Source organism: Halomonas sp. Ps84H-12 (assembly GCF_024124725.1).
GTDB lineage: Bacteria > Pseudomonadota > Gammaproteobacteria > Pseudomonadales > Halomonadaceae > Vreelandella > Vreelandella aquamarina.
In genome coordinates, this window is the sequence record NZ_JAMXSJ010000004.1 from 132,459 (window position 1) to 157,149 (window position 24,691).

At 58.3% G+C, this 24,691-nt stretch carries 25 protein-coding genes and 1 tRNA gene; 20 read left to right on the top strand and 6 right to left on the bottom strand.

The genetic code is table 11. The features are described 5' to 3' along the window. Positions 1-149: 149 nt before the first annotated feature. Positions 150-226 (top strand) — tRNA-Arg (locus NH344_RS03290). 158 nt (positions 227-384) lie between these two features. On the opposite strand, the gene NH344_RS03295 is transcribed toward NH344_RS03290, so the two are convergent. Continuing rightward, entirely contained in the window at positions 385-657 is a 273-nt protein-coding gene (locus tag NH344_RS03295) for an antitoxin (RefSeq protein WP_044630232.1), read from the bottom strand. 660 nt (positions 658-1,317) lie between these two features. Between NH344_RS03295 and NH344_RS03300 the strand changes: the two genes are divergently transcribed. The 3 genes from NH344_RS03300 to NH344_RS03310 all read left to right on the top strand — a co-directional run bounded on the left by NH344_RS03300 (position 1,318) and on the right by NH344_RS03310 (position 4,226). Beyond that, positions 1,318-2,847 carry a DASS family sodium-coupled anion symporter gene (locus NH344_RS03300; protein WP_240312654.1) on the top strand — a complete coding sequence of 510 codons (1,530 nt, stop codon included), beginning with the start codon at positions 1,318-1,320 and terminating at the stop codon, positions 2,845-2,847. A gap of 111 nt (positions 2,848-2,958) precedes the next feature. After that, entirely contained in the window at positions 2,959-3,780 is an 822-nt protein-coding gene (locus tag NH344_RS03305; RefSeq protein ID WP_044630242.1) for a 3-keto-5-aminohexanoate cleavage protein, read from the top strand. Positions 3,781-3,818: 38 nt separating this feature from the next. Next, positions 3,819-4,226 carry a nuclear transport factor 2 family protein gene (locus NH344_RS03310; protein ID WP_044630234.1) on the top strand — a complete coding sequence of 136 codons (408 nt, stop codon included), beginning with the start codon at positions 3,819-3,821 and terminating at the stop codon, positions 4,224-4,226. Positions 4,227-4,245: 19 nt separating this feature from the next. Here the strand turns inward: NH344_RS03310 and NH344_RS03315 are convergent, their stop codons facing one another. Beyond that, complete coding sequence (locus tag NH344_RS03315) at positions 4,246-5,151, bottom strand: LysR family transcriptional regulator (protein ID WP_253027531.1); 906 nt, start codon at positions 5,149-5,151, stop codon at positions 4,246-4,248. A gap of 203 nt (positions 5,152-5,354) precedes the next feature. Between NH344_RS03315 and salA the strand changes: the two genes are divergently transcribed. The 13 genes from salA to NH344_RS03380 all read left to right on the top strand — a co-directional run bounded on the left by salA (position 5,355) and on the right by NH344_RS03380 (position 18,327). Beyond that, positions 5,355-6,653 (top strand): salicylate 1-monooxygenase, encoded by a 1,299-nt coding sequence (gene salA, locus NH344_RS03320; protein ID WP_253027532.1) that lies wholly within the window; start codon positions 5,355-5,357, stop codon positions 6,651-6,653. A 339-nt stretch (positions 6,654-6,992) separates the two neighbouring features. After that, a complete protein-coding gene (locus tag NH344_RS03325) occupies positions 6,993-8,108 on the top strand; it encodes a muconate/chloromuconate family cycloisomerase (protein WP_253027533.1) in 1,116 nt (371 codons plus the stop codon). Between the two features lie 48 nt (positions 8,109-8,156). After that, a complete protein-coding gene (catC, locus tag NH344_RS03330; protein ID WP_044630238.1) occupies positions 8,157-8,447 on the top strand; it encodes a muconolactone Delta-isomerase in 291 nt (96 codons plus the stop codon). A 63-nt stretch (positions 8,448-8,510) separates the two neighbouring features. Further along, complete coding sequence (gene catA / locus NH344_RS03335) at positions 8,511-9,485, top strand: catechol 1,2-dioxygenase (RefSeq protein WP_253027534.1); 975 nt, start codon at positions 8,511-8,513, stop codon at positions 9,483-9,485. 80 nt (positions 9,486-9,565) lie between these two features. Beyond that, positions 9,566-10,933, top strand: coding sequence for a Rieske 2Fe-2S domain-containing protein (locus tag NH344_RS03340; protein WP_253027535.1), 1,368 nt, complete (start codon positions 9,566-9,568; stop codon positions 10,931-10,933). A 33-nt stretch (positions 10,934-10,966) separates the two neighbouring features. Further along, entirely contained in the window at positions 10,967-11,455 is a 489-nt protein-coding gene (benB, locus tag NH344_RS03345) for a benzoate 1,2-dioxygenase small subunit (protein WP_253027536.1), read from the top strand. A gap of 101 nt (positions 11,456-11,556) precedes the next feature. Then, positions 11,557-12,729, top strand: a complete 1,173-nt coding sequence (locus NH344_RS03350; RefSeq protein ID WP_253027537.1) for an ABC transporter substrate-binding protein — start codon at positions 11,557-11,559, stop codon at positions 12,727-12,729. A gap of 64 nt (positions 12,730-12,793) precedes the next feature. Further along, positions 12,794-13,654, top strand: a complete 861-nt coding sequence (locus tag NH344_RS03355) for a branched-chain amino acid ABC transporter permease (RefSeq protein WP_253027538.1) — start codon at positions 12,794-12,796, stop codon at positions 13,652-13,654. A 12-nt stretch (positions 13,655-13,666) separates the two neighbouring features. Then, positions 13,667-14,722, top strand: a complete 1,056-nt coding sequence (locus NH344_RS03360) for a branched-chain amino acid ABC transporter permease (protein WP_253027539.1) — start codon at positions 13,667-13,669, stop codon at positions 14,720-14,722. A 2-nt stretch (positions 14,723-14,724) separates the two neighbouring features. Beyond that, entirely contained in the window at positions 14,725-15,492 is a 768-nt protein-coding gene (locus NH344_RS03365; RefSeq protein ID WP_044630591.1) for an ABC transporter ATP-binding protein, read from the top strand. Next, positions 15,489-16,220, top strand: a complete 732-nt coding sequence (locus NH344_RS03370; RefSeq protein ID WP_253027540.1) for an ABC transporter ATP-binding protein — start codon at positions 15,489-15,491, stop codon at positions 16,218-16,220. Before NH344_RS03365 ends, NH344_RS03370 begins: the two co-directional genes overlap by 4 nt. A 78-nt stretch (positions 16,221-16,298) precedes the next feature. Next, a complete protein-coding gene (locus NH344_RS03375) occupies positions 16,299-17,486 on the top strand; it encodes a benzoate/H(+) symporter BenE family transporter (RefSeq protein ID WP_253027541.1) in 1,188 nt (395 codons plus the stop codon). A gap of 34 nt (positions 17,487-17,520) precedes the next feature. Further along, the gene (locus tag NH344_RS03380; RefSeq protein ID WP_253027542.1) at positions 17,521-18,327 is read left to right on the top strand and encodes a universal stress protein; all 807 of its coding nucleotides are present in this window, start codon (positions 17,521-17,523) and stop codon (positions 18,325-18,327) included. Positions 18,328-18,347: 20 nt separating this feature from the next. Here NH344_RS03380 and NH344_RS03385 read toward each other — a convergent pair whose 3' ends face one another. Then, positions 18,348-19,250 carry a LysR family transcriptional regulator gene (locus tag NH344_RS03385; protein ID WP_044630595.1) on the bottom strand — a complete coding sequence of 301 codons (903 nt, stop codon included), beginning with the start codon at positions 19,248-19,250 and terminating at the stop codon, positions 18,348-18,350. A gap of 174 nt (positions 19,251-19,424) precedes the next feature. On the opposite strand from NH344_RS03385, the gene NH344_RS03390 reads away from it, so the two are divergent. Further along, on the top strand, positions 19,425-19,865 hold the full coding sequence (locus NH344_RS03390) for a universal stress protein (protein ID WP_044630596.1): 441 nt from the start codon (positions 19,425-19,427) through the stop codon (positions 19,863-19,865). A 128-nt stretch (positions 19,866-19,993) separates the two neighbouring features. On the opposite strand, the gene NH344_RS03395 is transcribed toward NH344_RS03390, so the two are convergent. From NH344_RS03395 to NH344_RS03405, 3 genes are read right to left on the bottom strand one after another with little or no spacing between them, the layout of a single operon-like run. Next, the gene (locus NH344_RS03395) at positions 19,994-21,037 is read right to left on the bottom strand and encodes an ABC transporter substrate-binding protein (protein WP_044630597.1); all 1,044 of its coding nucleotides are present in this window, start codon (positions 21,035-21,037) and stop codon (positions 19,994-19,996) included. Next, positions 21,037-22,446 (bottom strand): sensor histidine kinase, encoded by a 1,410-nt coding sequence (locus NH344_RS03400; protein ID WP_044630598.1) that lies wholly within the window; start codon positions 22,444-22,446, stop codon positions 21,037-21,039. The genes NH344_RS03395 and NH344_RS03400 overlap by 1 nt, the downstream gene beginning before the upstream one ends. Next, the gene (locus NH344_RS03405; RefSeq protein ID WP_044630599.1) at positions 22,443-23,111 is read right to left on the bottom strand and encodes a response regulator; all 669 of its coding nucleotides are present in this window, start codon (positions 23,109-23,111) and stop codon (positions 22,443-22,445) included. Before NH344_RS03405 ends, NH344_RS03400 begins: the two co-directional genes overlap by 4 nt. Before the next feature lie 139 nt (positions 23,112-23,250). Here NH344_RS03405 and NH344_RS03410 point away from each other — a divergent pair, with 139 nt between their 5' ends. Then, positions 23,251-24,243 (top strand): tripartite tricarboxylate transporter substrate binding protein, encoded by a 993-nt coding sequence (locus NH344_RS03410; protein WP_044630600.1) that lies wholly within the window; start codon positions 23,251-23,253, stop codon positions 24,241-24,243. Then, the gene (locus NH344_RS03415) at positions 24,240-24,689 is read left to right on the top strand and encodes a tripartite tricarboxylate transporter TctB family protein (RefSeq protein ID WP_044630601.1); all 450 of its coding nucleotides are present in this window, start codon (positions 24,240-24,242) and stop codon (positions 24,687-24,689) included. The genes NH344_RS03410 and NH344_RS03415 overlap by 4 nt, the downstream gene beginning before the upstream one ends. The last annotated feature ends 2 nt before the right edge of the window (positions 24,690-24,691 follow it).

A 24,691-nucleotide genomic window follows, 5' to 3' on the forward strand; every position in this document is an offset into this window, starting at 1 on the left:
ATGTTCCCAATATGACCAAGGGGGTTAAGAGGTGCAAAAGTGCCCCAAGAGCATGCACCACCGCAGGGAAAACGGTCAATCACAAGTCGGCCTAAAACCGCCCCGCCGCTAGACACGGCCCGCCCACACGGGTACGATACGCACCCAAAGCGCCCGTAGCTCAGTTGGATAGAGTGTCGGCCTCCGAAGCCGAAGGTCGCAGGTTCAATTCCTGCCGGGCGCGCCAAATTGAAAAAATGGCCTGCGATTTCTCGCAGGCCATTTTTGTTTGGCTGGCTTCGCTTATGAGCGATTATTTAGATAATCCCATGCAGCCCTTGTAGCATGTGCCCCATGTAATGAAACCTAAGGCGCTACGTAATAGGCGCCGCAACAGTGTATTAGCTACCGATCCTCATGTAAGCGACCTTCCACATACTTGTGAAGGATACTGGCAACCAGTGTTTGATAGGGAATACCTTCGGCCAGCGCCTTCTTCTGGAGCCCCCTGAGATCCTTGGAAGAAAGCCTGATGTTGATACGGGCATCTTTTTTGAACATAGCGTCGGCGTACTGTTGATGCCGCGCTTTCCTATCCTTTACATCTGGTGCGCGCTGCATTTCATCTGCTTCAAAAGCATCCAGGATTTCCAGCTCTTCTTTATCCAACCTGCTCATTTCGGACCTCCCAAATAGGTTTTGGTCGCCTTCCGGCTCGGGATGATCGTTTTCAGAAAAACCTCATCCTCTGACTCCACGAAGGGTACGAGGTATGCATACTCCTCTATCTCAATCACATGGATTTGTTGACCCGGATACCGCTCCTGATTCGGATGCTCAAACGTATCTAGGATACCTCCGATCGAGATGTGAAAAACCACATCCTCAAACGAGATATCTCTTTCCACTCGGAGAAGTTTGTTCTTCTCTGGGTTCCATGTGATCGTTTTCATAGGTAGAGCGTAGCACGTTGTGTGCTCTTTGTACTCAATTCCTGGTGCCTCGTTAGGACTTTTTACCACTCAGTTGGGCCTTTATTGCCTCAACCTGTACCAAAAATGAGCGCGTTGATACGTCAATGGCCCTTGCTCGGCAATAAAGACTAATCGTGAAATCCATTAGTCGTAAGCCATACGTCGCACGGATGAGCAAGGAGACGAGGCGTTGGCAGTCTTCTCCCAAAAAGACGGGGAGTGCATAGCCCCTGAAAGCTCAATTCATCGTTTCTGTTATGTAGGGAGGGTGTGTGCTTGGGCGGTGCGGTTTGTCCGGGTATGCACATCAACCTGAGAGGTATTGGCGGCATTGCGCGTCCGTCGTGACACTGATTTGCACGTTATGTCTATTCCGATGCAGGTCATTGCCATGTCGCACTCCACTGGGGCCGTTGAGCCAGCGCTCTCTACTGAAGCCTCGGCTTTCAAGCCGATGTCTCTTGTTCTGGGCGTTCTAGTAAGTTTGGGAGTTTTCTTCCTTTTGCCCGAAACGCTGGCCTTCAATGCGCGTCTCGTCGCTGGCATTGCAATGCTGATGGCCACCTGGTGGATGACAGAGGCGATTCCCATTCCGGCGACATCGCTGCTTCCGCTCGTACTGTTCCCCTTTTTCGATATTGCGTCGGTCGGTGTGACCGCTGCGCCCTATGCCCACAGCATCGTCTTTCTCGTCTTGGGTGGCGTACTGCTGGGCTTGGCAACGCAGCGCTGGAATTTACATCGCCGCTTTGCGCTACTGACGGTGCTCACCGTGGGAACCAAGCCTGCGCAAATCGTCTTCGGTTTGATGTTCGCTAGCTGGTTCATCACCATGTGGGTGAGCAATACCGCCACCGCCGTCATTATGGTACCCATCGGCGGCTCGATCATCGCGCTGGTGGCGTCACTGGGTAACGGTGATGACACGCCCAAGTTCTCCGCCGCTGTTTTACTGGGGATTGCCTACGCCATCACCATCGGCTCCATGGCCACTCTGATTGGCCAGCCGCCGATGGCGCTAATGCGCGCCTACATGGCAGATACCCACGGGCTGAGTATCGGGTTTGGCCACTGGATGCTGGTGGGAGTGCCATTCTCATTCACCATGCTAGTGCTGGCTTGGTTCGTTCTGAACAAGCTGGTGTTCCGCTCGGAAGTCGAGAACATTCAGGGTGGTCGAGCGATGATCGCGTCGGAGCTCGAAAGGATGGGTCGCCTATCGCCTGAAGAGGCGCGCGTACTGATGGTGTTTGGCGGGGCCGTGTTCTGCTGGGTATGTTTACCCTTGATAGCGCGAATCTCGTCGGTGCAGAACGTCTTACCCTGGCTCTCCAATATCAACGACACCAGTGTGGCGATCCTCGCGGCGATTCTAATGTTCGTGATTCCCGCTTCTAAGGGAAAAGGGGCATTGCTGGATTGGTCGGCCACCCGCGACGTGCCCTGGGGAGTCCTGATTTTGTTTGGCGGTGGCCTAACACTCTCAGCCCAGTTCACCGCCACTGGCTTGAGTGCCTGGGTGGGCGAAAGCGTCTCGGGATTATCGGGGTTACCGCCGATCCTGATTCTCGCCATCACGGCTATCGTCATCATTCTATTGACCGAACTCACCAGTAACACGGCGACGGCGGCGGCCTTCTTCCCGATCATGGGATCGATTGCCGTGGGGCTGGGTATCGAACCCTTCCTGATGACCATCGTGGTCACCTTTGCCGTGAGCTGTGCCTTCATGCTGCCGGTCGCAACGCCTTCCAATGCCGTGGCGTTCGCCACGGGAGATCTGCCTATCCAAAGCATGATTCGAGCAGGTGTCTGGCTCAATGTCATCAGCCTGCTGGTGATCATGGTGGCGCTCTACACCATCGTACCGTTGGTCTTCGATGTCTCTTTCTAACCCGTGACGCTCAATGTCGTTGGTCGCCCTGCCGATTTGACGTTTCCAGATAGACGGCATAAGGTGTTCGTTATGCAAATTAATGTTCGCAGTAAGAACAAAGAGGCTCCCATGTCCCAGCCCTGTATTATCTGTGTCGCCATTACCGGCAGCCTGCCACGCAAAGAGAACAACCCAGCCGTACCGATTACGGTCGAGGAGCAGGTTGAGAGTACCCAGGCAGCGTTCGAAGCAGGGGCGACCATTGCCCACTGCCATGTGCGCAACGATGACCAAACCCCCTCATCTGACCCAGAAAAGTTTGGCCGCCTGATGGAAGGGCTCAAAAAGCACTGCCCGGGAATGATTATTCAGCTCTCCACCGGCGGGCGTTCCGGGGCAGGAGAAGCCCGGGGTGGGATGCTCCCGCTGAAGCCTGATATGGCCAGCCTCTCGGTGGGTTCCAATAACTTTCCCAACCGTGTCTACGAGAATCCGCCCCAACTGGTGGAGTGGCTGGCCGATGAGATGCTCAAGTACGGCGTCAAGCCAGAAATCGAAGCGTTCGACCTGTCGCATATCCACCAGGCAGTGAGTCTTTCCCAGCAAGGCAAGCTAAAGACGCCGCTCTATGTGCAGTTTGTCATGGGCGTGAAAAATGCGATGCCAGCGGACAAGCCCACCTTCGATTTCTACATCGAGACGCTCAAGCGGCTGGCGCCGGATGCGCAGTGGTGCGGTGCGGGCATTGGAGCCAACCAATACCTACTCAACGAGTGGTCGATTGCGGCTGGCGGCCATACGCGTACCGGGCTCGAAGATAACGTGCGCTTGGATAGTGACACCTTGGCGCCCTCCAACGCGGCCTTGGTCGAGCGCACCGTAGCCCTTTGCGAAAAGTATCAGCGCCCGGTGGCCACCTGGCAGCAAGCGCGTGAGATGCTCGGATTATGACTATAAAAAACAAACACTTGATAAGCAGGAGTGACGAGATGGCGGATACCACGGTGGTCGGTGATGCACCTGACATCGACGAGATCAAACGAGTCGTGCAGCTATATGTCGATGGCTTTCGAGGCAATAGACAAAAGCTGGAGGAGGCGTTTCATCAGGAGGCGTGGATTTTTGCGCTGGACGCGGAGGGTGCCTTGGCAACCGATCTCATTAGCGACCGTTTTGAGCGATGGGCGAATAGCCAGCGGCAGGTCAAGAGCCGTTTCATTGCCATCACCCAGGCCGGAGAGGTCGCCAGCGTGCTGCTAGGCTTCGATAATAGCGACAACCTGGAAGATTCTTGGGTCGATGTGATTGCGCTGATCAAAATCGATGGTAAATGGAAAATTACCAACAAGACGGCTGCTCATAGTACGCGTGCGGCGTGGGCCAAACCCATCGCCTAGCGCCGGATGACACTGGGCGCTATTCGGAGAACATCGAATACACCAAGCCCCGCAGCCAGCGGTTGCCGGGGTCTTGATGGAAACGGCGATGCCAGAAAAGATTGATGGGAATGTCTGGAAAGACCAGCGGGTGCTCGCGAACGGTGAGGCCAAATCGTTCGCAAGTCGCTTCGGCCAATTTATTCGTAACCGTCACGACGAGATCGCTGCTGCCCACGATGTAGGGAATGGCAGCGAAATGCGGCAGCGTCAATCTCACCGGGCGCTGAATGCCCGCGTTGGCGAGCTGCTCCTCTACCACGCCATGACCGGTACCGCTCGCGACGATGACGGCATGATGGGCTGAGCGAAACTCCTCGAGACCAAAATCGCCCTTGGCGAGTGGGTGGTTGTCACGCATCAGGCAAACATAGCGCTGCTCGAATAGCCGCTGTTGATAAAAGCCAGCGCCCAGCTGTGGTATCAGCCCAACGGCTAGATCGATCTGCCCCTCTTCCATCTCATACTTTAGCGCGTGGTGGCTGCTGCGAGCGGTGTGGAGCGAGACGCCGGGAGCCACTTGTGATAAATGCTGCAGTAAACGGGGTAGGAAAACGATTTCCCCAATATCGGTCATGTTGAGGTGAAAGGTACGGCCACTAAGGGCGGGATTGAAATCGTTGTGTAGGTTCAGTGTGTCATTCACTCTCGCTAACGCGTCGGCAAGCCCGGGATGAAGCTGGCTCGCGCGGGGCGTGGGCTGTAATCCCTGCGAGGTGCGTTCAAAGAGTTCGTCGTTCAATAGAAGACGCAAACGCTTCAAGGCATGGCTGACCGCAGGCTGGGTAATGCCCAGGCGTAGCGCGACACGCTGTGTATTTTGCTCTTGGTAGAGCAGATCGAACACCACCAGCAAGTTGAGATCGATATCGGCAAGCTTGATCATCAGAGTGGCCTCTGACGTGCATGCGACGATGGTCTACTTCTGTCACGGAGTGGTGGCTCAACTCTTTGTTTCATATCGTTATTAGCGCCGTTTATAGTTTGCATGAAGAGGGCTGTGTGGTGACCGTTGCCTCCTCCTAATAGCGTTATCAGTAGAGCGTGACGCTCGACATGATAACGATACACCGTGAAAGGGAGTGAAGCATGCACATCAAACATACCCAGCAAAAACGTCTCTCCATTGGCATTGTGGGAGGCGGTATCGGTGGCGTCGCCTTTGCCGTTGCGCTGTCGCGAGATAGCGGCCTTGATGTCCAGCTGTTCGAAGCCGCTCCGCAGTTCTCCGAAATCGGCGCTGGGGTCTCCTTTGGCCCCAATGCGGTACGAGCCATTCAGCTGTTGGGGTTGGAAGAGGCTTATCAGCGTATTGCTGACGCCTCACCAGCCCCCTTCGAAGATGTGTGGTTCGAGTGGCGCCGAGGCAGTGATGATACCTACTTGACGGCCAGCCTAGCGCCGGGCGTTGGCCAATCCTCGGTACACCGTGCCGACTTCCTCGATGCGATCGTTGCCCATCTGCCGGAGGGCATTGCGCATTTCGGCAAACGCTGTGTCGCAGTGACGCAAGACGACGTTAGCGCCACTGCCCACTTCGATGATGGCACGCACTTTACGGGGGATGTCATCATTGGCTTTGACGGCATCAAGTCGGCGGTCCGCTCCCATGTGTTACCGCCCGACCAGTATGGCGATATTGCGCCCTTCTGGAGCGGTACTTACGCGTATCGTGGCATGATTCCCACCCACACGTTAGTGACAGCGCTAGAGGCTAACGGCAGCGAGAAACGTTTGGCATGGGTGCCGCAAATGTATCTCGGTAAAGATCGCCATATTTTGACGTTTCCGGTCAAGCAGTCCCAGCTCGTCAACGTCGTTGCCTTCATCACGGACCGCTCGGTTCCCCACCCCCGGCTACCCGAGGGGGAGGAGTGGGTTCAGGCCGTCAGCCAGCAGGAAATGTTACAGGTCTTCGAAGATTGGAGTCCGGCTTGCCAGGCTATTCTCGCATCCATCGCCGAACCAACGCGCTGGGCGCTGCATGAGTTGCCCGAGCTTCCCTTCTATCAGCGCGAGCGGGTCATGGTTGTCGGCGATGCCGCCCATGCGCTCGTGCCCCACCAAGGGGCGGGGGCCGGACAGGCGCTCGAAGATGCCTACGTGCTGGCGACGCTACTGACAGACGTCCGCTGCGATCATCGCCGTGTGAGCGACATGTTGGCCGCTTTCGAGCACGTGCGCCATGCACGCACGTGTCGAGCGCAGCGTACTTCCCACGACGCCGGCGATGTCTATGAATATTCGGGAAAAGGCATTGGGGGCGATGAGAGCAAGCTCATCCACGATCTGGAAAATCGCTTCGACTGGCTGTGGAATCACGATCCACACGACGATGTCATTACGGCTCGGCAGTATCTCGAAACCGTATCTCGAGACCGTCTCTAGAAACTCCGCTTGAGGCGAGTGCGCGTCGAGCAACACGCTTGGATCATTCTTTTGTCTTATGGCGCTCTCTATCACGGCGAAGTGATCGCGTGGCTCTTTAACACGCGGTTGCGTATCGATACGCGCTGTATTCGGCGTTAAGCGCCCCTGGCGAGGGCGCGTGTCGTTCAGCGGCTCTCGCGCTCGGGGTTATGGGGAAAAAGTGGCTGAATAGCCGAGCCTGTCATGCGCTTGTGATACCTCCTTGGTATGGACGCGCACTTAAACAATATTGGTTCCGGCTTGCACGGGCACGCAAACTGCTCGATAGCGAAACGATTGCCTGATGCCGGAGCTGCCATGTCAACTGTTATCCAACGAATAGAGACGCTGCTGGTCGATTTACCGACCATCCGTCCTCACAAACTCTCGATGACCACCATGGCCTGCCAGACCATGGTGATCATTCGTATGCATCACTCAGACGGTATCGAGGGGCTGGGCGAAGGCACGACCATCGGCGGCCTAGCTTATGGCCCGGAGAGTCCCGAGAGTATCAAGCGCAACATCGATACGTACTTGGCACCTCTGCTGATTGGCCAGCCTTCCCATAACGTTCACCACGCCCGCGCGCTGCTCAATCGGCACGCCCGCGGCAACATGATCGCTAAATCCGCATTGGAAATGGCGCTGCTCGATGCCCAAGGCAAGCGCCTTGGGCTGAGCGTGGCCGAGCTGCTGGGAGGCGTGCGTCAGGATCATATCCCCGTTCTATGGACGCTCGCGAGTGGCGATACCGCGAAAGATATCGATGAAGCCATGCTGCGTTTAGAGCAGCGTCGGCACTGCGACTTCAAATTGAAAATCGGTGCCAATCCCGTGGGCCAGGACGTCCGCCACGTAGCGGCCATCAAGGAGGCCTTGGGAGACCGGGCGAGCGTGCGCGTCGATGTCAATCAAGCGTGGGACGAATCCACCGCCGTTCTCGGTATTCAGGCGTTACAAGAGGCGGGTATCGAGTTGATAGAGCAGCCCATCGGCGCGCGTGAGCATGCGGGATTGGTGCGTTTGGCGAACCGCTTCAATGTGCCCATGCTCGCCGATGAGGCCGTCCAGGATGCGCGCGACGGTCTTGATTTGGTATGCGGCGGCTTCAGCGGAGCCTTTGCACTGAAACTCGCCAAGTCGGGCGGGATTTACGGCGCACTGGAGCTCGCGCATGTCGCCCAGGCGGCCGGCATCGGCCTGTATGGCGGTACCTTGCTGGAAGGCACGATCGGTACCGCCGCGTCGCTGCATGCGTGGGCAACGCTACCGACCATGACCTGGGGAACGGAAATGTTCGGCCCGCTCTTGCTGCAAGACGATATCGTGGTGTCGCCTCTCGACTACAGCGAATTTGGGGTGGCCTTACCGCCCGGGCCAGGCCTGGGGATCACCTTGGATGAAGATAAGTTGGCGCACTACGCGCGCTAGCCAACGCGCCGCACGCTAAGACCGCAAACGAAAAGGAGAGCCATCGATATGCTGTTTCAAGTCGAGATGACCGTCAAATTGCCGACCGATATGCCCGCCGAGCAGGCCGCTAGTATCAAGGCAACCGAAAAAGCGTACTCCCAGGACCTGCAGCGCCAAGGCAAATGGCGCCACCTGTGGCGGGTGGCCGGTAGCTACTCGAACGTCAGTATCTTTGACGTAGAGGACAATGCCGAGCTTCAAGAGCTGGTCAGCAACCTGCCACTGTTCCCCTACATGGAGATCAGCGTCAAGCCGCTTTGCCGCCACCCCTCGTCCGTGCGTGACGACGACAGCTAATGCTCGGCGGAGCACGCCAAGGTACTGACCCATAACATCTATAATAATGTAGTGAGCTATCTCATGACCGTAAAAATCTTCGACACGCCCGAGGTTCAAGACTTTCTCAACGCCGTGGCCGGCCTGGATCAGGCAGGCGGCAATGATCGCGCCAAGCAGATCGTGCACCGGTTGGTAGGCGACCTGTTCAAACTGATCGACGACTTCGATGTCACCGAAGAAGAGTACTGGGCCGCCGTGAACCTGCTCAACGCGCTGGGTAGCCAGACCCAGTTCGGCCTGCTCTCGCCGGGGCTGGGGTTCGACCACTTCCTCGACATGCGCCACGACGCCATCGACGCCGAAGCCAAGCGCACCGGCGGCACCCCGCGCACCATTGAAGGCCCGCTCTACGTGGCCGGCGCCCCGGAAGCTGACGGCTTCGCCCGGATGGACGACGGCAGCGATCCCGACGGCGAGACCATGTGGCTGACCGGCCAAGTGCGCGACGTGAACGGCCAGCCGATCCCCGGCGCCAAGGTCGAGATCTGGCACTGCAACTCCAAAGGCGGCTACTCGTTCTTCGATCCTTCCCAGGACGAGTACAACATGCGCCGCACGATCTATGCCGACCGCGACGGCCGCTACACCGCCCGCAGCATCGTCCCGTCGGGCTACGGCGTGCCCGAAGGCGCCCCCACGGACGTCGTGCTCAAATCGCTGGGCCGCCACGGCCAGCGTCCGGCGCACATTCACTACTTCGTCTCGGCCCCCGGCCATCAACACCTGACGACTCAGATCAACCTCGCCGGTGACCCCTACACCTTCGACGACTTCGCCTTTGCCACGCGCGAAGAGCTGGTGGTGCCCGCCGAGCGCATCGACGACCCCGCCGAGATCGCCAAGCGCGATCTGGACGGCCCCTTCGCCCATGTGGTGTTCGATGTCGAGTTAGCGCCCACCGACGCCGCCGAGCTGCAGGTACGCCACGCCCGCCCCCGCGCCAAGGAAGACGAGCAGGATCTGGCCAGCCAACTGGCCGGTACGGCCAAGGTATAACCCCCTGTTTAAGAGGCGGGCCTTCCCCTTGGCCCGCCTTGACGCCCTAACAGCGCGACATCCTAACGAGGAGAGCGATCATGACCACACAGCTTGATCAACTCGAAGCCCGCGTGCGCGGAGCGGTACAAGACGACCCGGATCACGGCATTTTCCGCTGCCACCGCAGCATGTTCACCGACCCCGCCTTTTTCGAGCTGGAGATGAAGCACATCTTCGAAGGCAACTGGGTCTTTCTGGCCCACGAGAGCCAAGTGGCCGAGCCGGGCGACTACTTCACCACCACCGTTGGTCGTCAGCCGATCGTCATCACCCGCGACAAGCAGGGCGAGCTGCACGGCCTGATCAACGCCTGCGCCCACCGCGGCGCCACCCTCTGCCGCCGCAAGCGCGGCAACAAAGGCACCTTCACCTGCCCGTTCCACGGCTGGACCTTCAAAAACGACGGCCAGCTGCTCAAAGCCAAAAACGAAAAGACTGGCGCCTACCCCGACCAGTTCAAGCAAGACGGCTCCCACAACCTCAAGCGCCTACCGCGCTTCGCGAACTACAAAGGCTTTTTGTTCGGCAGCCTCAGCGACGACGTGCTACCCCTCGAGCAGCACCTGGGCGAAACGACCAAGGTCATCGATAACATCGTCGACCAAGCCCCCGAGGGTCTGGAAGTGCTGCGTGGCACCTCCTCCTACACCTACACCGGCAACTGGAAACTGCAGGCCGAAAACGGCGCCGACGGCTATCACGTCAGCTCCGTGCACTGGAACTACGCCTCCACCATGGAGCGCCGCAATTACGACGCCGGTGGTACCAAGGCGGTGGACGCCGACGGCTGGTCGAAGAGTAAAGGCGGCTTCTACTCCTACGAAAACGGCCACATGATGCTGTGGACCCGACTGCTTAACCCGGAAGTGCGCCCGGTCTATCAGCATAAGGACTGGATCCAGGAGCAGTTAGGCGACGCCCGTGCTGACTCCATCGTCAACCAGACGCGCAACCTCTGCCTCTATCCCAACGTCTACCTGATGGACCAGTTCTCCACGCAAATCCGCGTGATCCGTCCCATCGCCGTGGACAAAACCGAAGTCACCATCTACTGCTTCGCACCCAAAGGCGAATCGGCTGAAAACCGAGAAGTACGCATCCGCCAGTACGAAGACTTCTTCAACGTCTCCGGCATGGGCACCCCCGACGACCTCGAAGAGTTCCGCGCCTGCCAAGAAGGCTACAACGGCGCGCTGGCCGAATGGAACGACCTCTCCCGCGGGGCCCAACAGTGGATCGAAGGCGCCGATGAAACGGCCCAAGCGATCGACATGAAGCCCCTGCTCAGCGGTGCTTCCCCAGAAGACGAAGGGCTCTACGTGCTGCACCACAAGCACTGGGTCAGCGAAATGCTGCGCGCCATCGACAAAGAGCGCAGCCAATTTATCGCCACCGCGACCGCCTAAGCGCCCAGCGCCAGAAGAGAGGAGAGAAGTGCCATGAGCATTAGCTATCACGACATCCAAGCTTTTTTGTACCGCGAAGCACGGCTACTCGATGACCGGGAGTGGGACGAGTGGCTCACGCTGTACCGTAAGGACGCCGAGTTCTGGATGCCCGCCTGGGACGACGATGATCAGCTCACCCGCGATCCGCACAGCGAGATCTCGTTGATCTACTACCCCAACCGCGAAGGGCTGGAAGATCGGGTCTACCGGATCAAGACCGAGCGCAGCGGGGCGAGCACGCCGGAGCCGCGGACCACGCACCAGGTGACCAACCTCGAAATCCTGTCGCAAGACGACCAGACGGCCGAGCTGCGGTTCAACTGGCACACGCTGAGCCACCGCTACAAGAAGACGGACAGCTTCTTCGGCACGAGCTTCTACACCCTGGACGTCTCGGGCGAGCGTCCGCTCATCACAAGAAAAGTCGTGCAGCTGAACAACGACTACATCCATCAAGTCATCGACGTGTATCACGTATAAGCCGCATCGATGAGACAGGGACGTCGCTGATCGTGTCTTCCATCAACGCGAAGCGCGATGGACATAACAATCTAAAACAACACAATCCTGGTGAATCCATAATGAAAAATGTCAAAAAGACCACTCTCGTTGCTGCTCTGGGTACCACTCTGACGCTGTCGGCCATGGGCCTTTCGGCGAATGAAGATCCCGTGAAACTGGGGCTGATGCTGCCTTATTCAGGCACCTATACAGCGCTGGGCGAAGCCATCACTAACGGCTTGAAGCTGGCCATCGAGCAGGAGGGGGGACAGTTGGGCGGTCGCGACGTCGAGTACGTCGAGTTGGATTCCGAAGCCGATCCCTCCAAGGCTCCGCAAAACATGAGTCGTTTGGTCAACGGTGACAACGTGGACTTCGTGATAGGTCCGGTACACTCAGGCGTGGCGATGGGCATGCTGCGCGTGGCCAAACAAACCGGCGCCATTACGATCATCCCCAATGCAGGGCTTGGGGCGGCGACCAACGAACTGTGCATGCCGAACGTGTTTCGCACCTCCTTTAGTATGTGGCAAGACAGCTATCCCATGGGAAAAGTGGCCTACGAGCAAGGGCATAGAAACATCGTGACCATTACCTGGGACTACGCGGGTGGGAAAGAGGATCTAGCGGGCTTTGAAGAGGCCTTCACCTCGGAAGGCGGTGACATCGTTCAGCAGATTCTCGTGCCGTTTCCGAGCACCGAATTCCAGAGTTACCTGACGCAGATTGCCAGCCTTCAGCCGGATGCCGTGTACACCTTCTTCGCGGGGGGCGGTGGTGTCAGCTTCGTAAGGGATTACGCGGCGGCGGGGCTCAACGAGAGCATCCCTCTGCTGGGCTCCGGGTTCCTTACCGAAGGTAATCTAGCCGCCCTGGGCGATGCGGGTGAAGGCGTCATGACCACGCTTCATTACGCAGAAACGCTAGAAAACGACGCGAACCGCTCGTTCGTCGCCGCCTATGAAGACGCCTACGGTGAAGCGCCGGATACGTACGCGGTGCAAGGCTACGATACCGGCATGATGCTAGCCCAGGCGCTCAATGTGCTCGGTGGAGACACGTCAGACCGCGAGCGACTAATCGATGTCTTGGCAAATGTTCAGTTAGCCAGTCCACGAGGTCCGTTGAGCTTTTCGGACTCTCACCATCCCATCCAGAATGTCTACCTCCGCGAGATTCGTGACGGCAAGCACGAGGTCGTCAGCATTGCTGCCGAGAATCTAGAAGTGCCCGACGACGCCTGTCAGATGTAACGACACTTCGTACAGCTTGGGAGCGGGGCAATCCCGCTTCCCCTTTTATGCTCGGAGGGGTCTTATGGATCTCGCATTTTTTGGTGTCCAGCTGCTCAATGGGCTCCAGTATGGGTTGCTGCTGTTTTTGATAGCCAGTGGGTTAACGCTGATTTTTGGGATCATGGGCATCATCAATTTGGCCCATGGTGCCATGTACATGATCGGTGCCTATTTGGTGTATGACCTGACCATGCGTTTCGGCAACTTCTGGTTGGCCATCTTGGTTGCGATCCCCATCGCTATCGCACTCGGCCTGGTCATCGAGCGGCTGTTTCTCGATACGCTCTACAAGCGCGACCATCTCTATCAGGTGCTGCTGACCTTTGGGTTGATTTTAGTGCTCAACGAAGCCCAGCGAATCATCTGGGGCGGCGACGTGCATCGCGTGCCGGTACCTGCGCCGTTCGACGCCAGTATCCAACTCACCGACAACCTGCAGTATTCGGTCTATCGGCTCTTCGTCATGGGCGTTTGTCTGGCGTTGGCCGGCGTCATCTATGGCGTCATTCGCCATACCCGTCTGGGCATCATCATCCGGGCCGGTGCCGTGAATCGCGATATGGTGGAGGGGCTCGGTATCAATGTCCGTACGCTCTTCACACTGATTTTTAGCGTGGGTGTGGCGCTCACCGCCTTTGCCGGCATGATTGCCGCGCCGCTCACGTCGATTGCCCCCGGCATGGGTGACAGCATTTTGATCACCTGCTTCGTGGTCGTGGTCATCGGGGGGATTGGCTCCATCAAGGGTGCCTTTTGGGGAGCCATCATCATCGGCATGGCCACGACCTTCGGCGCTGTGCTCATTCCCAGTCTCGCCAGCATGGTGATCTATCTGATCATGGCAGCGGTTCTTTTGGTGAAACCGCGCGGTCTTTTCGCGTGAGGAGAACAAGCAATGTTACATAGATATCCCAAGCGCGTTGCCTACCTCATGTTGGGACTGACGGCGCTAGTGGCAACCTTTCCGCTGTGGGGCGAGGCGGTCTTCGGCAATCAGGCCAATTTCATGCTGGAGAAGCTGACCTTGATGTTGATTCTCGCGCTGTTTGCCATGAGCCTCGATTTGCTCGTGGGCATCGTGGGTCTGGTCAGCCTGGGGCACGCGCTCTTTTTCGGATTGGGCGCCTATACGCTTGCCCTCGCCAGCCCTGACTTTAGCCCGGCCTCCATGTGGTGGATGCTGCCTTTGGTGATCGGCGTGTCGGCCTGCGTTGGGCTCATCGTCAGCCTCTTGGTCATTCGCACCAAAGGTATCTTCTTCATCATGACGACGCTGGCGTTCGGTCAGATGCTTTACTACTTCATTAGCACGTCCCAGTTCGCGGGGGGCACCGATGGTGTCTTCATTATGTTCCGCCCCAGCTTGGCCGTGGGCGATACCCTGCTAGTCGATTTGGATGATCCTTACAGTTTCTTCTATTTCTGCCTGGTAACGCTGTTGGCGGGATACCTCTTTCTGCGCTGGCTGACCCGCTCCTACTTCGGTCAGGTGCTAGACGGCATTCATGATAACGAGCACCGCATGCAGGCCCTGGGCTATGCCACCAGTGGTTACAAGCTGATCGCTTTCGTGATTGCCGGGGTGATGGCCTCGATTGCCGGCATGCTGGCGGCGATGCAGTACGGCTTCGCCAATCCGGCCCAGCTCGGCTGGCACACGTCCGGTGAGGTACTGATGATGCTGATTCTGGGCGGTATGGGCACCATCTTTGGCCCCATTCTAGGCGCCTTCGCGTATGAAATACTGCTGTTCGTCTATGAGCATGCCACGACACATTGGCCCATTTTGATGGGGCTGACCATCATCGTGGCAGTGTTGGTGCTGCCGCGCGGTGTGGCAGGCCTGATGATCGCGCCTCCCTGGGCACGCAAACGCCGCACAACAGCCAGTGAAGCGCCGGAAAAGACGATCGTCTCCGCCCAGCCCGTGACACAGAGTAAGGTGGACTAGCCATGAGTGATGACATCGTATTAGCCACCCAGGGCTTGACGCGTCGTTTTGGTGGCCTCGTTGCCGTCAATGACGTGAACTTTGATGTGAAAGCCCACGAAATACATGCCATTTTGGGCCCCAACGGCGCCGGTAAAAGCACCTTGATCAATTTGCTCTCCGGTGAGATCCCCCCGTCGGAAGGTCAGGTGCTCTATCGACAAAAAGCGATTCAAGGCAAAAGTGCTCGCCAAATTGCACGCTTGGGCATTGGTCGCAGCCATCAGAAAACCAATATCTTTCCACGCCTTAGCTGCTTGCAGAATTGTGAGCTAGCGGCACGCATCCATATGGGCGGCGTGTTGGGTAGCTGGCGTTCCCGTCACACGGCGCAGCAGGTGAGCGAGCGCGCCCAAGAGGTGCTGGAAACCTGTCAGCTGAACCACCGGGCGCATACGACCGCCGCGGACATGAGTTACGGCGAGCAGCGCCAGCTTCAGATAGCCATGGTGCTGGCAACGGCACCCTCCTTGATGCTGCTAGACGAACCGATGGCCGGCATGGGGCGTGAAGAGACGGCGCAGGTCACGGAGCTGCTCGCCAGTTTGACCGACCGCTACACCCTGGTGTTGATCGAGCACGATATGGACTCGGTTTTCCGCTTGGCCAATCGCATCACGGTCATGGTCGATGGCTGTGTTCTCGAAAGTGGCCCGACGGAGCAGATACGTACCAGCGACAAGGTGCGCGATGTTTACTTGGGACGTCACGACGAAGGAGTAACCGCATGACCACAGAAGCCACCGTGACTCCCCTGATCGAAGCCCGCGGGCTGCACGCCTACTATGGCGAAAGCCATGTGTTGCACGGCGTCGATGTGACCCTAATGCCCGGAGAGACGCTCAGTTTGTTAGGGCGTAACGGTATGGGAAAAACCACCACGTTGAAGTCGATCCTCGGTTTTGTGCCACCACGCCGTGGGGACGTTTATATCAAGGGCGTGTCGACCGCGAAACGACGCCCATGGCAGTTGATGCGCCAAGGAATCGGGTACGTACCCGAAGGGCGCGGAATCTTTCCCGGGATCAGCGTGCGTGAGCACCTCATCATGGCGGCACGCCCCAATGAGCGGGGTGAGACCCCCTGGACCATGGAACGCGTACTGGACACGTTTCCGCGCCTGGGGCAACGCATTAACCATGATGGCGCGCTGCTGTCGGGCGGGGAGCAGCAGATGCTCTCGATAGGTCGAGCGCTGACGACGAACCCCGATCTGATGATCCTCGATGAAGCCACCGAAGGCTTGGCGCCGCTGATACGCGATGAAATCTGGAACATCATTCGCACTATCAAGGCCACGGGCATCTCGACGATCATCGTCGATAAAAACATCGATAATCTGCTGGAAGTGGCTGAGAAGCACTTGCTGTTAGTGAAAGGCGAAGTGAAGTACAGCGGTGACTCAAAGGGGCTCAGGAATAACCCAGAACTGTTGGAAACGCACCTGGGCGTTGCGTAATGGAGGGCCTGGCCGAGCTCTCTTTGCCAGGCCATTACACAGGGCCGTGACCCTTAATCGCGTTGGGATACTGTGGGTATGCAATTACACAAAGACTGGTCGGTGTCTGCGATCACCGCAGGCTTCGTGGCCGTGCTGGTCTCGTACTCTGGACCGCTGGCCATCTTTTTCCAGGCCGCTCAGAGTGCTGACATCTCGAGCACGATGATGACCTCCTGGGTATGGGCCATCTCCATGGGGGCCGCCATCTCGGGGATTTTGCTGAGCGTATGGTTGAAGGTACCGGTGGTGACCGCGTGGTCGGCGCCGGGAACCGCTTTGTTGGTGACGCTTTTTCCAGAGCTGTCGCTCAACGAAGCGGTGGGCGCTTACCTGACGGCCGCCATTCTGTTATTCGGGATCGGCATCACCGGATCGTTCGATCGCATCATCCAGCTGATTCCTCCCGGTATTGCCAGCGCCATGATGGCTGGCATCTTGTTCCAATTTGGCGTCGGCATTTTCGAGTCGTTACGCAATGTGCCGACGTTGGCGATTGGCATGATGATCGCTTATCTGGTTTTCAAACGTCTGACGCCGCGCTACAGCTTGATTTGCCTATTATTAGTCGGTGTCGTGTTGGCGGTTCTTTTGGAGGGAGCCAGCCTCGAGGGTGTCAGCGTTCAGTTGGCGCAGCCGCAGTTCATCCAACCCGATTGGACATGGAACGCGACCTTGAGCTTGGCGATACCGCTGGTACTCGTCAGCCTGACGGGCCAGTTCCTACCGGGCATGGCGATATTGCGTACCTCGGGCTACATGACGCCTGCCAAGCCCATTGTCACGGTGGCCAGCGTCACGTCGCTGTTGACGGCCTTTTTTGGCGGCATCACGACGGTGATCGCCGCCATTACCGCCGCGATCTGCACCAGCAAAGAGGCGCATGAAGATCCGGACAAGCGCTACGTTGCCGGCGTCGCCAACGGTGTGTTCTATCTCGTGGGCGGACTGTTGGCAGGCACCATCGTGGCGCTATTTACTTCGCTGCCGAATGCCTTCGTGGCGGTATTGGCGGGCCTGGCGTTGATGGGGGCGATTAGCAGCAACATCAGCGCGTTTGCCGCCGAAAAGAGCCACTTGGAAGCTTCGGTATTGACCTTCGTCGCCACGGCATCCGGGGTGAGCTTTTTGGGGCTTGGGTCGGCTTTCTGGGGCGTGGTCGTAGGGGGGCTGGCGTACAACCTACTGCACCGGCGCTTCGCGCCACTGAACAATGACACGCAATAACAACAAAGGCGGCTGACACCGTCACTGGAGAGGAATGATGAAGACGATCGTCGTGGCTATTGATGACAGTGAAGGAGCATTGACCTCCATCGAGTTTGGTCGACGCCTCGCGTCGCAGCTGGGCGTTGAGATGAAGGCCGTCTCCGTGGTGCTCGAACAAGCAGACGTCAGTTCACGTTCGGCGCTGCTAAAAGCACGCCTCAAGGCGCAACGTGTCGACGATATGGCGCTGGAAGTGATTGCTCATCACAGCGTCAAGGACTACCTGGGAGCGCTGGCCAATCGGGAGGAGGTGGGGGTATGCATGATGGCTCATGGACGTCGCCCGGTGCCGGAAATGCTGATCGGAAGCGTGACGGCTGGCGTGGTTCGGCGTTCTCGACGGCCCGTTTTTTTATGCGGACCACGTTATAGTGGTCGCGCTCACCAGCACGTCGATGTATTGGCGGTCTGTGTCGATGGGTCTGCACTCTCTGAAAAAATGCTGCCCCATGCGGCCGAGCTAGCCAAACGATTGGGCGCGCGCTTACAGCTGCTACAAGTACTCGATACCCCAACGTTCAACAAACCGACATCGTTGGCCCCCGCCGATGTCTCGGAGTCGGCGTATTTATCGGGGTTGGCGCGCCGCGTTGGAAAAGACCAAGCACTGGAGGTTGACTGGGAGGTGCTTCATGGCGACCCAGCGGCGTCTATCGTGAGCTACCTAGCAGATAGTCACCATACCATGCTGGCGATGACGACCCATGGCCGCAGCGGCCTTTCTCAGGTAGTGGCAGGCAGCGTCAGTCACGAGGTCGTCCATGAAGCGCCGTGCCCGGTCGTCGTGCTCCGTCCCTAGTGCGATCGATGCGTGTGAGGCTACGGATACCGTCCCGAGCGTCGGTTATCGACCAGCACATCCAAAATGGCATTGGCCGTTTGCATGACGTGAGATGGCTTTTCACCACGGCGACGGCTACAGATAACGGGGGAAATGATACTGCTATCCGCTAAATAGACATAGGTGATGCCATCTCGCTGCACACGCTTGACTTGTTCCGGTACGAGCGTGATGCCAATGCCAGAAGCGACGAGGCTGAGTGCCGTTTGCACCTCGTTCGCTTCTTGAAAGACCTGAACCTTCAAGCCTCGCCTACGAAAAATGCCAAGTACCATGTCGGCTAAGCTCGGGCGTGGTTTGGCGGGAAAGAGAATGAGGGGGTAGCGGGCAAGCTCTTCACAGCTGGGGGTCGTTCCTTCGAGCGGGTGGCCGCTGGGTAACGCCGCGATAATGGGCTCCTCGAAAAGAATGTCCTGCTCCACATCGGGGTCGTCGATTCTGATACGGCCAAACCCCATATCGATCCGCCCGGCTTTCAAAGCCTGAATTTGCTGCACCGTCGTCAGCTCCGCTAACGATAGCTCGACATTGTCCATTTGTCTTAAATCACGCACGAGCGTGGGCAACTGCCCATAGAAAACCGAAGGCACAAAGCCAATCCCAAATAGCTGACGTTTATGGCGCGCCATATGGCGAGTAGCCTCCACCGTAACATCGACTTTTTCTAATATTTGTATGGCGTGTTGTTGAAAGAAAATGCCTGATGGGGTGAGCTGTAGGCCTCGTGAACTGCGCTCGAACAGTTCCGTGCCTACCTCTTGCTCCAACTGCTTGATCTGACGAGAAAGCGGAGGTTGCGACATATGGAGCCGCTCTGCGGCAGACGTGAAGTTTAGCTCTTCGGCAACCACGCAGAAGTATCTAAGATGGCGTAGCTCCATTATACCTCCTGGGTATGGCTTTCTGTCCGAAAGATATTGGAGAAATGCCAATGGAAATGGCATTTTCTAGCTATAATTAATCTTTCTGGCAGAGCGCTCAAAATACCTAAAAAGTATAAGCTATCAGTTTTGCTGAAGGATATTTCTCATACTTTAGTCAATGTCGGAGATGTTATGTATACCAAGATTTTGGTGCCTATCGATGGTTCTGTACACTCACAGCATGCGCTGTCCGTGGCGTGCAAATTGTCAGAGCAAAACAGTACGAAGGTTTACGTGCTGCATATTCCTGAGGTGGTTGGTAACACTACCAAGCTGATCTGGGGTGTCGGCGCGCTTGCAAGTGATGCAACGTCCGAACACTTGGCGTCAGCGGGCGAGGCACTGCTTGAAGAAGCCGAAACGTTTGCTAAAGCGAAAGGCATCCGCAATATCGAGACAATGATCGAACAAGGCAGGCCTGTCGATATCATATTGGAAGTATCAAGGCGCGAAGGCGTCGACGTGATCGTGATGGGTAGTCGCGGACTCAGTGATTTAGGCGGTATGGTCGCGGGAAGCGTATCGCATAAGGTAGGGCACTTGGCACAATGTGGCGTTATTACAGTTAGTTGAGTTGTCCGTCTGGCGCCCAACGAACCCATGGGCCGATGTCAGGTATTCAGAGAACTTTTTTATTTACCTCAAAATATGACCCGCCTTGAGTACCACCATAGCGGACGCTGGGCTTCCATTAGCAGTCATCACTGATCCTCCTCACGCCAAGAGCGGTCGAACTCACGCGCCCAGCGCGCCATGAACGCTTGGCGGCGTTGGGGGTCGACGAAAGCCAGCACCGAGGCGTTGAGTGGAATGGGGTAGAGGCGGTCGCCGACTTGGTCGCGAAGGCGCTGTGCCGTATAGGGCCCTATGATGTCGGGACGGACGCTGAACAGCGGGGTTTGTGCTGCGAGCACCCGCTGGCCATCACGGCTGAGCAGAAAGTTCATGAAGGCTTGGGCGGCGCGAGGGTTGGGCGCATCACGGTGGATGAAGCCGGTGCGCATTACCACCAAGGCGTAATCCTGGGGAACCTGAACGATCACTTCGGGATGCTCTTGGGCCCACACCATGGCGTAGGAACCCAGCAGGTTATAGCCCAGCCAGTAGCGTCCTTCCGATAGCCCTTCGAGCATCGTTCGGGTATTGGGAGCGAGGTGCGCATCGTTTGCGCCAAGCGCGGTGACCAGGTCCCAAAATCGCTCGGTATAGCGCGCATCTTGCTGAAAGAGCGTGTAGCCGATCCCGCTCTCGGACGGCGAATAGGTGGTGACCCTGCCTTGCAACGTATCGCGCTGGGTCTCCAGTAGGCGCTGTAAATCCGCATGGGTGTGCGGCGGCAGCATATGGCGCGCTAGATCGAGCCGGTAGGCCATGACGATCGGCTCGAAGGTAAACCCAAACACCTCATTACGCCATTTCGCCCATTCGGGCCACGCGTTGGCCAGCTCGGAGTCCAGCCGTTGGGCGTAGCCTTGATTGATGCGGTTCATCTGCCAAGGCATGGCGGAGCTGATCACCACATCGGGCGGCGGGTCGGCCGCCACGACTAAGCGGTCCACTTCCAAGGTGCTCCTGTCACGGTAGCTCAGCTCGATGCCCGGGTGGGCCTGCTCGAAAGTGGCCAGCAGCGGTGCGACCACCTGCCGATCCAAGGCGGCTTCGACCACGAGTGGCGTGACGGCCAGGCTGGGCAAGGACGCGAGCGAGCCCCCTATCAGTAACGCCACTACCCATACACGCTGCATCACGCTAGCTCCTCTAACGGTTGAACTGACGGTTGAAAGTGCACCTCGATGCGTAGCCCTTGGGGGAGGCGCTCTTTGATCTCGAGCGTGGCCGCGTGGCGCTGTGCAATGTTATCCACAATGGCAAGGCCCAATCCCGAGCCGTGAGTATCCTGGCGTCCGCCGCGCTCGAAGGGTTGCCGCAGTCGATGGCGAACCTCGGCGTCCACCCCAGGGCCATTGTCGTCGATGTACAGCACGAGCCCATCGTCGTTGGCGTAAAGGCCTAGCGTGATTTCGCTGCCCGGCGGCGTATAGCGCAGCGCGTTATCGATGAGATTACCCAGCAGTTCGCGCAGCGCCCAGGCTTGCCCCTGCACGACCATCGGCTCACTAGGCAGCTCTGCGAGCCCAAGATCATGCTGAGCCGCCATGTCGCGCTGGGCCCACTCGAGCACGCTGTCGCGGAGCAGCGCCCCCAGGTCGAGCGGCTGACTCTCTTCTGCCTCCTCCATGTGACGAAGTCGCGCCAGGCTGAGCAGCTGTCCGGCTAGACGGCTGGTACGCTGGGCACCCTCGTGGACATCGACAAGCGCCTGATACCACACGTCGGGAGCATGACTCTGCAGCGCAAGTTCGCTGGTGCTTTGTAGGCCGGCCAGCGGCGTTTTGAGCTGATGGCTGGCGTCGGCCGTAAAGCGGAGTAAGTTGTCGCGACTCTTGCGCTGTCGGCTGAACAGAGTATCCAATGCCTCGACCATCTCGCGCAGCTCTTCCGGAACCTGCATATCGAGGGGGCGCATGTCGTCGGCCTGACGTTGGCGCAGACGATGGCGTAGCTGGCGCATGGGAGTTAGCGCCACGCGCATCGCCAGCAGCATCAAGAGAGCGGCCAGCAGCACCATGGCGACGAAACGGAGGATCGCGCGCTCGAAGAGTTCATGGGTCAAGACGCGTCGACCTTCGGTCGTATGACCGACCCATATCTGTACCGGGTCCTGAATGTCCCAGCCAGCCGAGTCGTATTCACGCCCATGCAGCCGCCACCGCGTGCCAGCCTGGGTCGTGTCCCGCCAAATCGGGGCGTCCGCTGCCGCGGCCTGATCGGCCTCGGGAATGACGATGTCGAGGTTATCCGAAATGCGTCGCCCATCGTGATCGAGCACGGTGTAGAAAACCCGCTCCTGATGGGCGGTGGCGAGAATCTGCAGCGCAGCGAGGGGAATGCTAACGACAGGGTCGCGGCCTTCCCACTGAATCGCATCGGCCACCGTCAGCGCGGCGGCGGCCAGCTGGCTATCGAAAGCGCGTTCGGCGGCACGCTGAGAGGCGCCATAGGCCTCCATCAAGAGCAGTGCCCCTAGCCCTGAGACCATGACCAGCAGCCAAATCGCCAAACGCGTCTTCAATGAACCTACGACCTGGGTCACGTTGGCGCTTCCTCGAGCCGATAGCCGAGGCCACGAAACGTACGGATGTGCAAACCGCTGCCCTGAAGGCGCTTACGTAACCGGCTAACGTACACCTCCAGTGCATTAGAGCCGACATCACCAAAGCTGAACACGCGACTTTCCAGCATCTCCCGTGGGGCAATACTGCCAGCGTGCAGCAAGAGGCCTTCGAGCAGGCGTCGCTCGCGGCGGGGCAGGGCAAGCGTGACCCCGTCGAGTGTGGCCGTGCCCGCCATTGGGTCGAGGCACAGCGGCCCTAGCATCAGACGATTATCGCTGCGCTGCTGGCTGCGGCGCAGCAGTGCGCGTACGCGCGCTTCGAGCTCCGCCAATGAAAACGGCTTGGCCAAGTAGTCGTCGGCGCCTAAATCGAGTCCCTTGACGCGATCTTCGATGCCATCTCTGGCCGTCAGGATCAGTACGGGGGTTTTGTCGCCACGCTCACGTAACTCGCTCAGCAGCTCGAGCCCGTTGCCATCGGGCAGGCCCAAGTCGAGCAGTAAGAGATCGAAGCGGTCATGGCGGAGCGCCGCGCGTGCATCCTTTAGCCGTGAGAAGGCGTCGACGCTATTGCCCAGCGGGGATAACGCGTTATCCAGCGAGCGGGCGATCATCGGATCGTCTTCGACGATGATTAGACGCATATGACTAAAGTCTCAGGAGGTGATCAAGTAAATGACAGGTTGATGAAAGGTTGCCTGCCTAACATGGCGCTGGTCATTCCAGTATGAACGGGTTCGGGCTTTCCTGCTCCCGCGTACCATAAAACAATAGGAGTTCGTCATGAAGCTCAACGCTACGCTACGCCACGCCTCTCGTCTCGCCCTGATGAGTAGTGCTCTGCTGATGGGCCAGGCACACGCTCAAGCCATCCCCGACGCGACCGAGTGTATCGCACCTGCCAAACCCGGCGGTGGCTACGATTTGACGTGTCGCTTGGCGGCGAACGGCCTGCAAGAGACGGCCTTGATCAGTCGTCCCATGATGGTGAGCTACATGCCCGGCGGTATCGGGGCGGTGGCGTATAACCATGTCAACGGCGTGCGCACGGATGACCCCGGTCTTATCGTGGCGGCCAGCACCGGTGCGGCGGTGAACCTGGCGCTGGGCAAGTTTGGCGAGTACGACGCCGATGAAGTGCGCTGGCTAGGGGCCTTGGGCGTTGATTACGGCGCGATCGTCGTCAGCGCCGATGCGCCCTGGCAGAACCTTGGCGACCTCATGGCGGACCTGAAAGAGAACCCGAACGAGATTGCTTTCGGTGCCGGTGGCACCGTGGGTAGCCAGGACTGGATGAAGGCAGCGCTGATTGCGAAATCCGGCGATATGTCGCCCAGAGACCTGCGCTACGTGGCCTTCGAGGGCGGTGGTGAGGCGCTGGCCGCCTTATTAGGTAACCATATTCAGGTGTTCACCGGTGACCTGTCCGAACTGAGGTCACAGCTCGAGGGCGGCACCATCCGCGTGTTGGCGGCGCTCTCCGAAGAGCGTATGGAAGGCCCCTATGCAGAGATTCCGACCGCTGCCGAACAGGGCTATGACGTGGAGTGGCCCATCTGGCGGGGTTACTACATGGGGCCAGAGGTCAGCGACGAAGCGTACCAGGCGTGGGTGGAGCGCATGCAGCAACTGGCGGAAGACCCGGTCTTCGCCGAGCTGCGTGAGGCGCGAGGTTTGTTCCCCATGGCGCGGTTCGGTGACGACTTCGATCGCTACGTCCAAGAACAGGTCGCTGAGTTCCAAGGTTTAGCTGCAGAAGTAGGTCTGACCCAATGAGAACCGCCGCCGACCGAATGCTGGGTATTGCGCTCATCGGTCTGGCGGCGTTCATCGCCGTCCAGGCCATGCAGCTAAAAACCACCTTTAGCTACGAACCCGTGGGTCCCAAGGCCTTTCCGATCGTGCTCGCCATCGTGTTGGCACTGCTCGCCTTGGTCATGGTCTTTAGACCGGGCCCGGATGGGGAATGGCCCCATAAAGCGCTGGCCCTTCGGCTACTCCTGGTACTGGCGCTGCTGTTGGCCTATGCCGTGCTGTTCACGCAGCTGGGATTCATCGTCTCATCGCTACTGGCGGTCACGGCGTTGGCAAAGCTATTCGGCGCCTCTTGGGTGAAAGCACTGATGACCGGTGTCCTCATGTCGGTGGTCGGTTATTTTTTGTTCACCACCGCTCTCGGGATCAGCCTGCCCACCGGCTACTGGTTCGCCTCCTTTCTTTAACG

Excerpts from the sequence above, each read along its gene's own strand:
- NH344_RS03395 (WP_044630597.1), bottom strand. The coding sequence starts at position 21,037 with ATGCAGCGTGTATGGGTAGTGGCGTTACTGATAGGGGGCTCGCTCGCG.
- NH344_RS03390 (WP_044630596.1), top strand. The coding sequence starts at position 19,425 with ATGTATACCAAGATTTTGGTGCCTATCGATGGTTCTGTACACTCACAG.
- NH344_RS03365 (WP_044630591.1), top strand. The coding sequence starts at position 14,725 with ATGAGTGATGACATCGTATTAGCCACCCAGGGCTTGACGCGTCGTTTT.
- benB (WP_253027536.1), top strand. The coding sequence starts at position 10,967 with ATGAGCATTAGCTATCACGACATCCAAGCTTTTTTGTACCGCGAAGCA.
- NH344_RS03355 (WP_253027538.1), top strand. The coding sequence starts at position 12,794 with ATGGATCTCGCATTTTTTGGTGTCCAGCTGCTCAATGGGCTCCAGTAT.
- catA (WP_253027534.1), top strand. The coding sequence starts at position 8,511 with ATGACCGTAAAAATCTTCGACACGCCCGAGGTTCAAGACTTTCTCAAC.
- NH344_RS03300 (WP_240312654.1), top strand. The coding sequence starts at position 1,318 with ATGTCTATTCCGATGCAGGTCATTGCCATGTCGCACTCCACTGGGGCC.
- NH344_RS03350 (WP_253027537.1), top strand. The coding sequence starts at position 11,557 with ATGAAAAATGTCAAAAAGACCACTCTCGTTGCTGCTCTGGGTACCACT.
- catC (WP_044630238.1), top strand. The coding sequence starts at position 8,157 with ATGCTGTTTCAAGTCGAGATGACCGTCAAATTGCCGACCGATATGCCC.
- NH344_RS03410 (WP_044630600.1), top strand. The coding sequence starts at position 23,251 with ATGAAGCTCAACGCTACGCTACGCCACGCCTCTCGTCTCGCCCTGATG.
- NH344_RS03405 (WP_044630599.1), bottom strand. The coding sequence starts at position 23,111 with ATGCGTCTAATCATCGTCGAAGACGATCCGATGATCGCCCGCTCGCTG.
- NH344_RS03360 (WP_253027539.1), top strand. The coding sequence starts at position 13,667 with ATGTTACATAGATATCCCAAGCGCGTTGCCTACCTCATGTTGGGACTG.
- NH344_RS03325 (WP_253027533.1), top strand. The coding sequence starts at position 6,993 with ATGTCAACTGTTATCCAACGAATAGAGACGCTGCTGGTCGATTTACCG.
- NH344_RS03375 (WP_253027541.1), top strand. The coding sequence starts at position 16,299 with ATGCAATTACACAAAGACTGGTCGGTGTCTGCGATCACCGCAGGCTTC.
- salA (WP_253027532.1), top strand. The coding sequence starts at position 5,355 with ATGCACATCAAACATACCCAGCAAAAACGTCTCTCCATTGGCATTGTG.
- NH344_RS03370 (WP_253027540.1), top strand. The coding sequence starts at position 15,489 with ATGACCACAGAAGCCACCGTGACTCCCCTGATCGAAGCCCGCGGGCTG.
- NH344_RS03315 (WP_253027531.1), bottom strand. The coding sequence starts at position 5,151 with ATGATCAAGCTTGCCGATATCGATCTCAACTTGCTGGTGGTGTTCGAT.
- NH344_RS03305 (WP_044630242.1), top strand. The coding sequence starts at position 2,959 with ATGTCCCAGCCCTGTATTATCTGTGTCGCCATTACCGGCAGCCTGCCA.
- NH344_RS03385 (WP_044630595.1), bottom strand. The coding sequence starts at position 19,250 with ATGGAGCTACGCCATCTTAGATACTTCTGCGTGGTTGCCGAAGAGCTA.
- NH344_RS03295 (WP_044630232.1), bottom strand. The coding sequence starts at position 657 with ATGAGCAGGTTGGATAAAGAAGAGCTGGAAATCCTGGATGCTTTTGAA.
- NH344_RS03415 (WP_044630601.1), top strand. The coding sequence starts at position 24,240 with ATGAGAACCGCCGCCGACCGAATGCTGGGTATTGCGCTCATCGGTCTG.
- NH344_RS03310 (WP_044630234.1), top strand. The coding sequence starts at position 3,819 with ATGGCGGATACCACGGTGGTCGGTGATGCACCTGACATCGACGAGATC.
- NH344_RS03380 (WP_253027542.1), top strand. The coding sequence starts at position 17,521 with ATGATGAAGACGATCGTCGTGGCTATTGATGACAGTGAAGGAGCATTG.
- NH344_RS03340 (WP_253027535.1), top strand. The coding sequence starts at position 9,566 with ATGACCACACAGCTTGATCAACTCGAAGCCCGCGTGCGCGGAGCGGTA.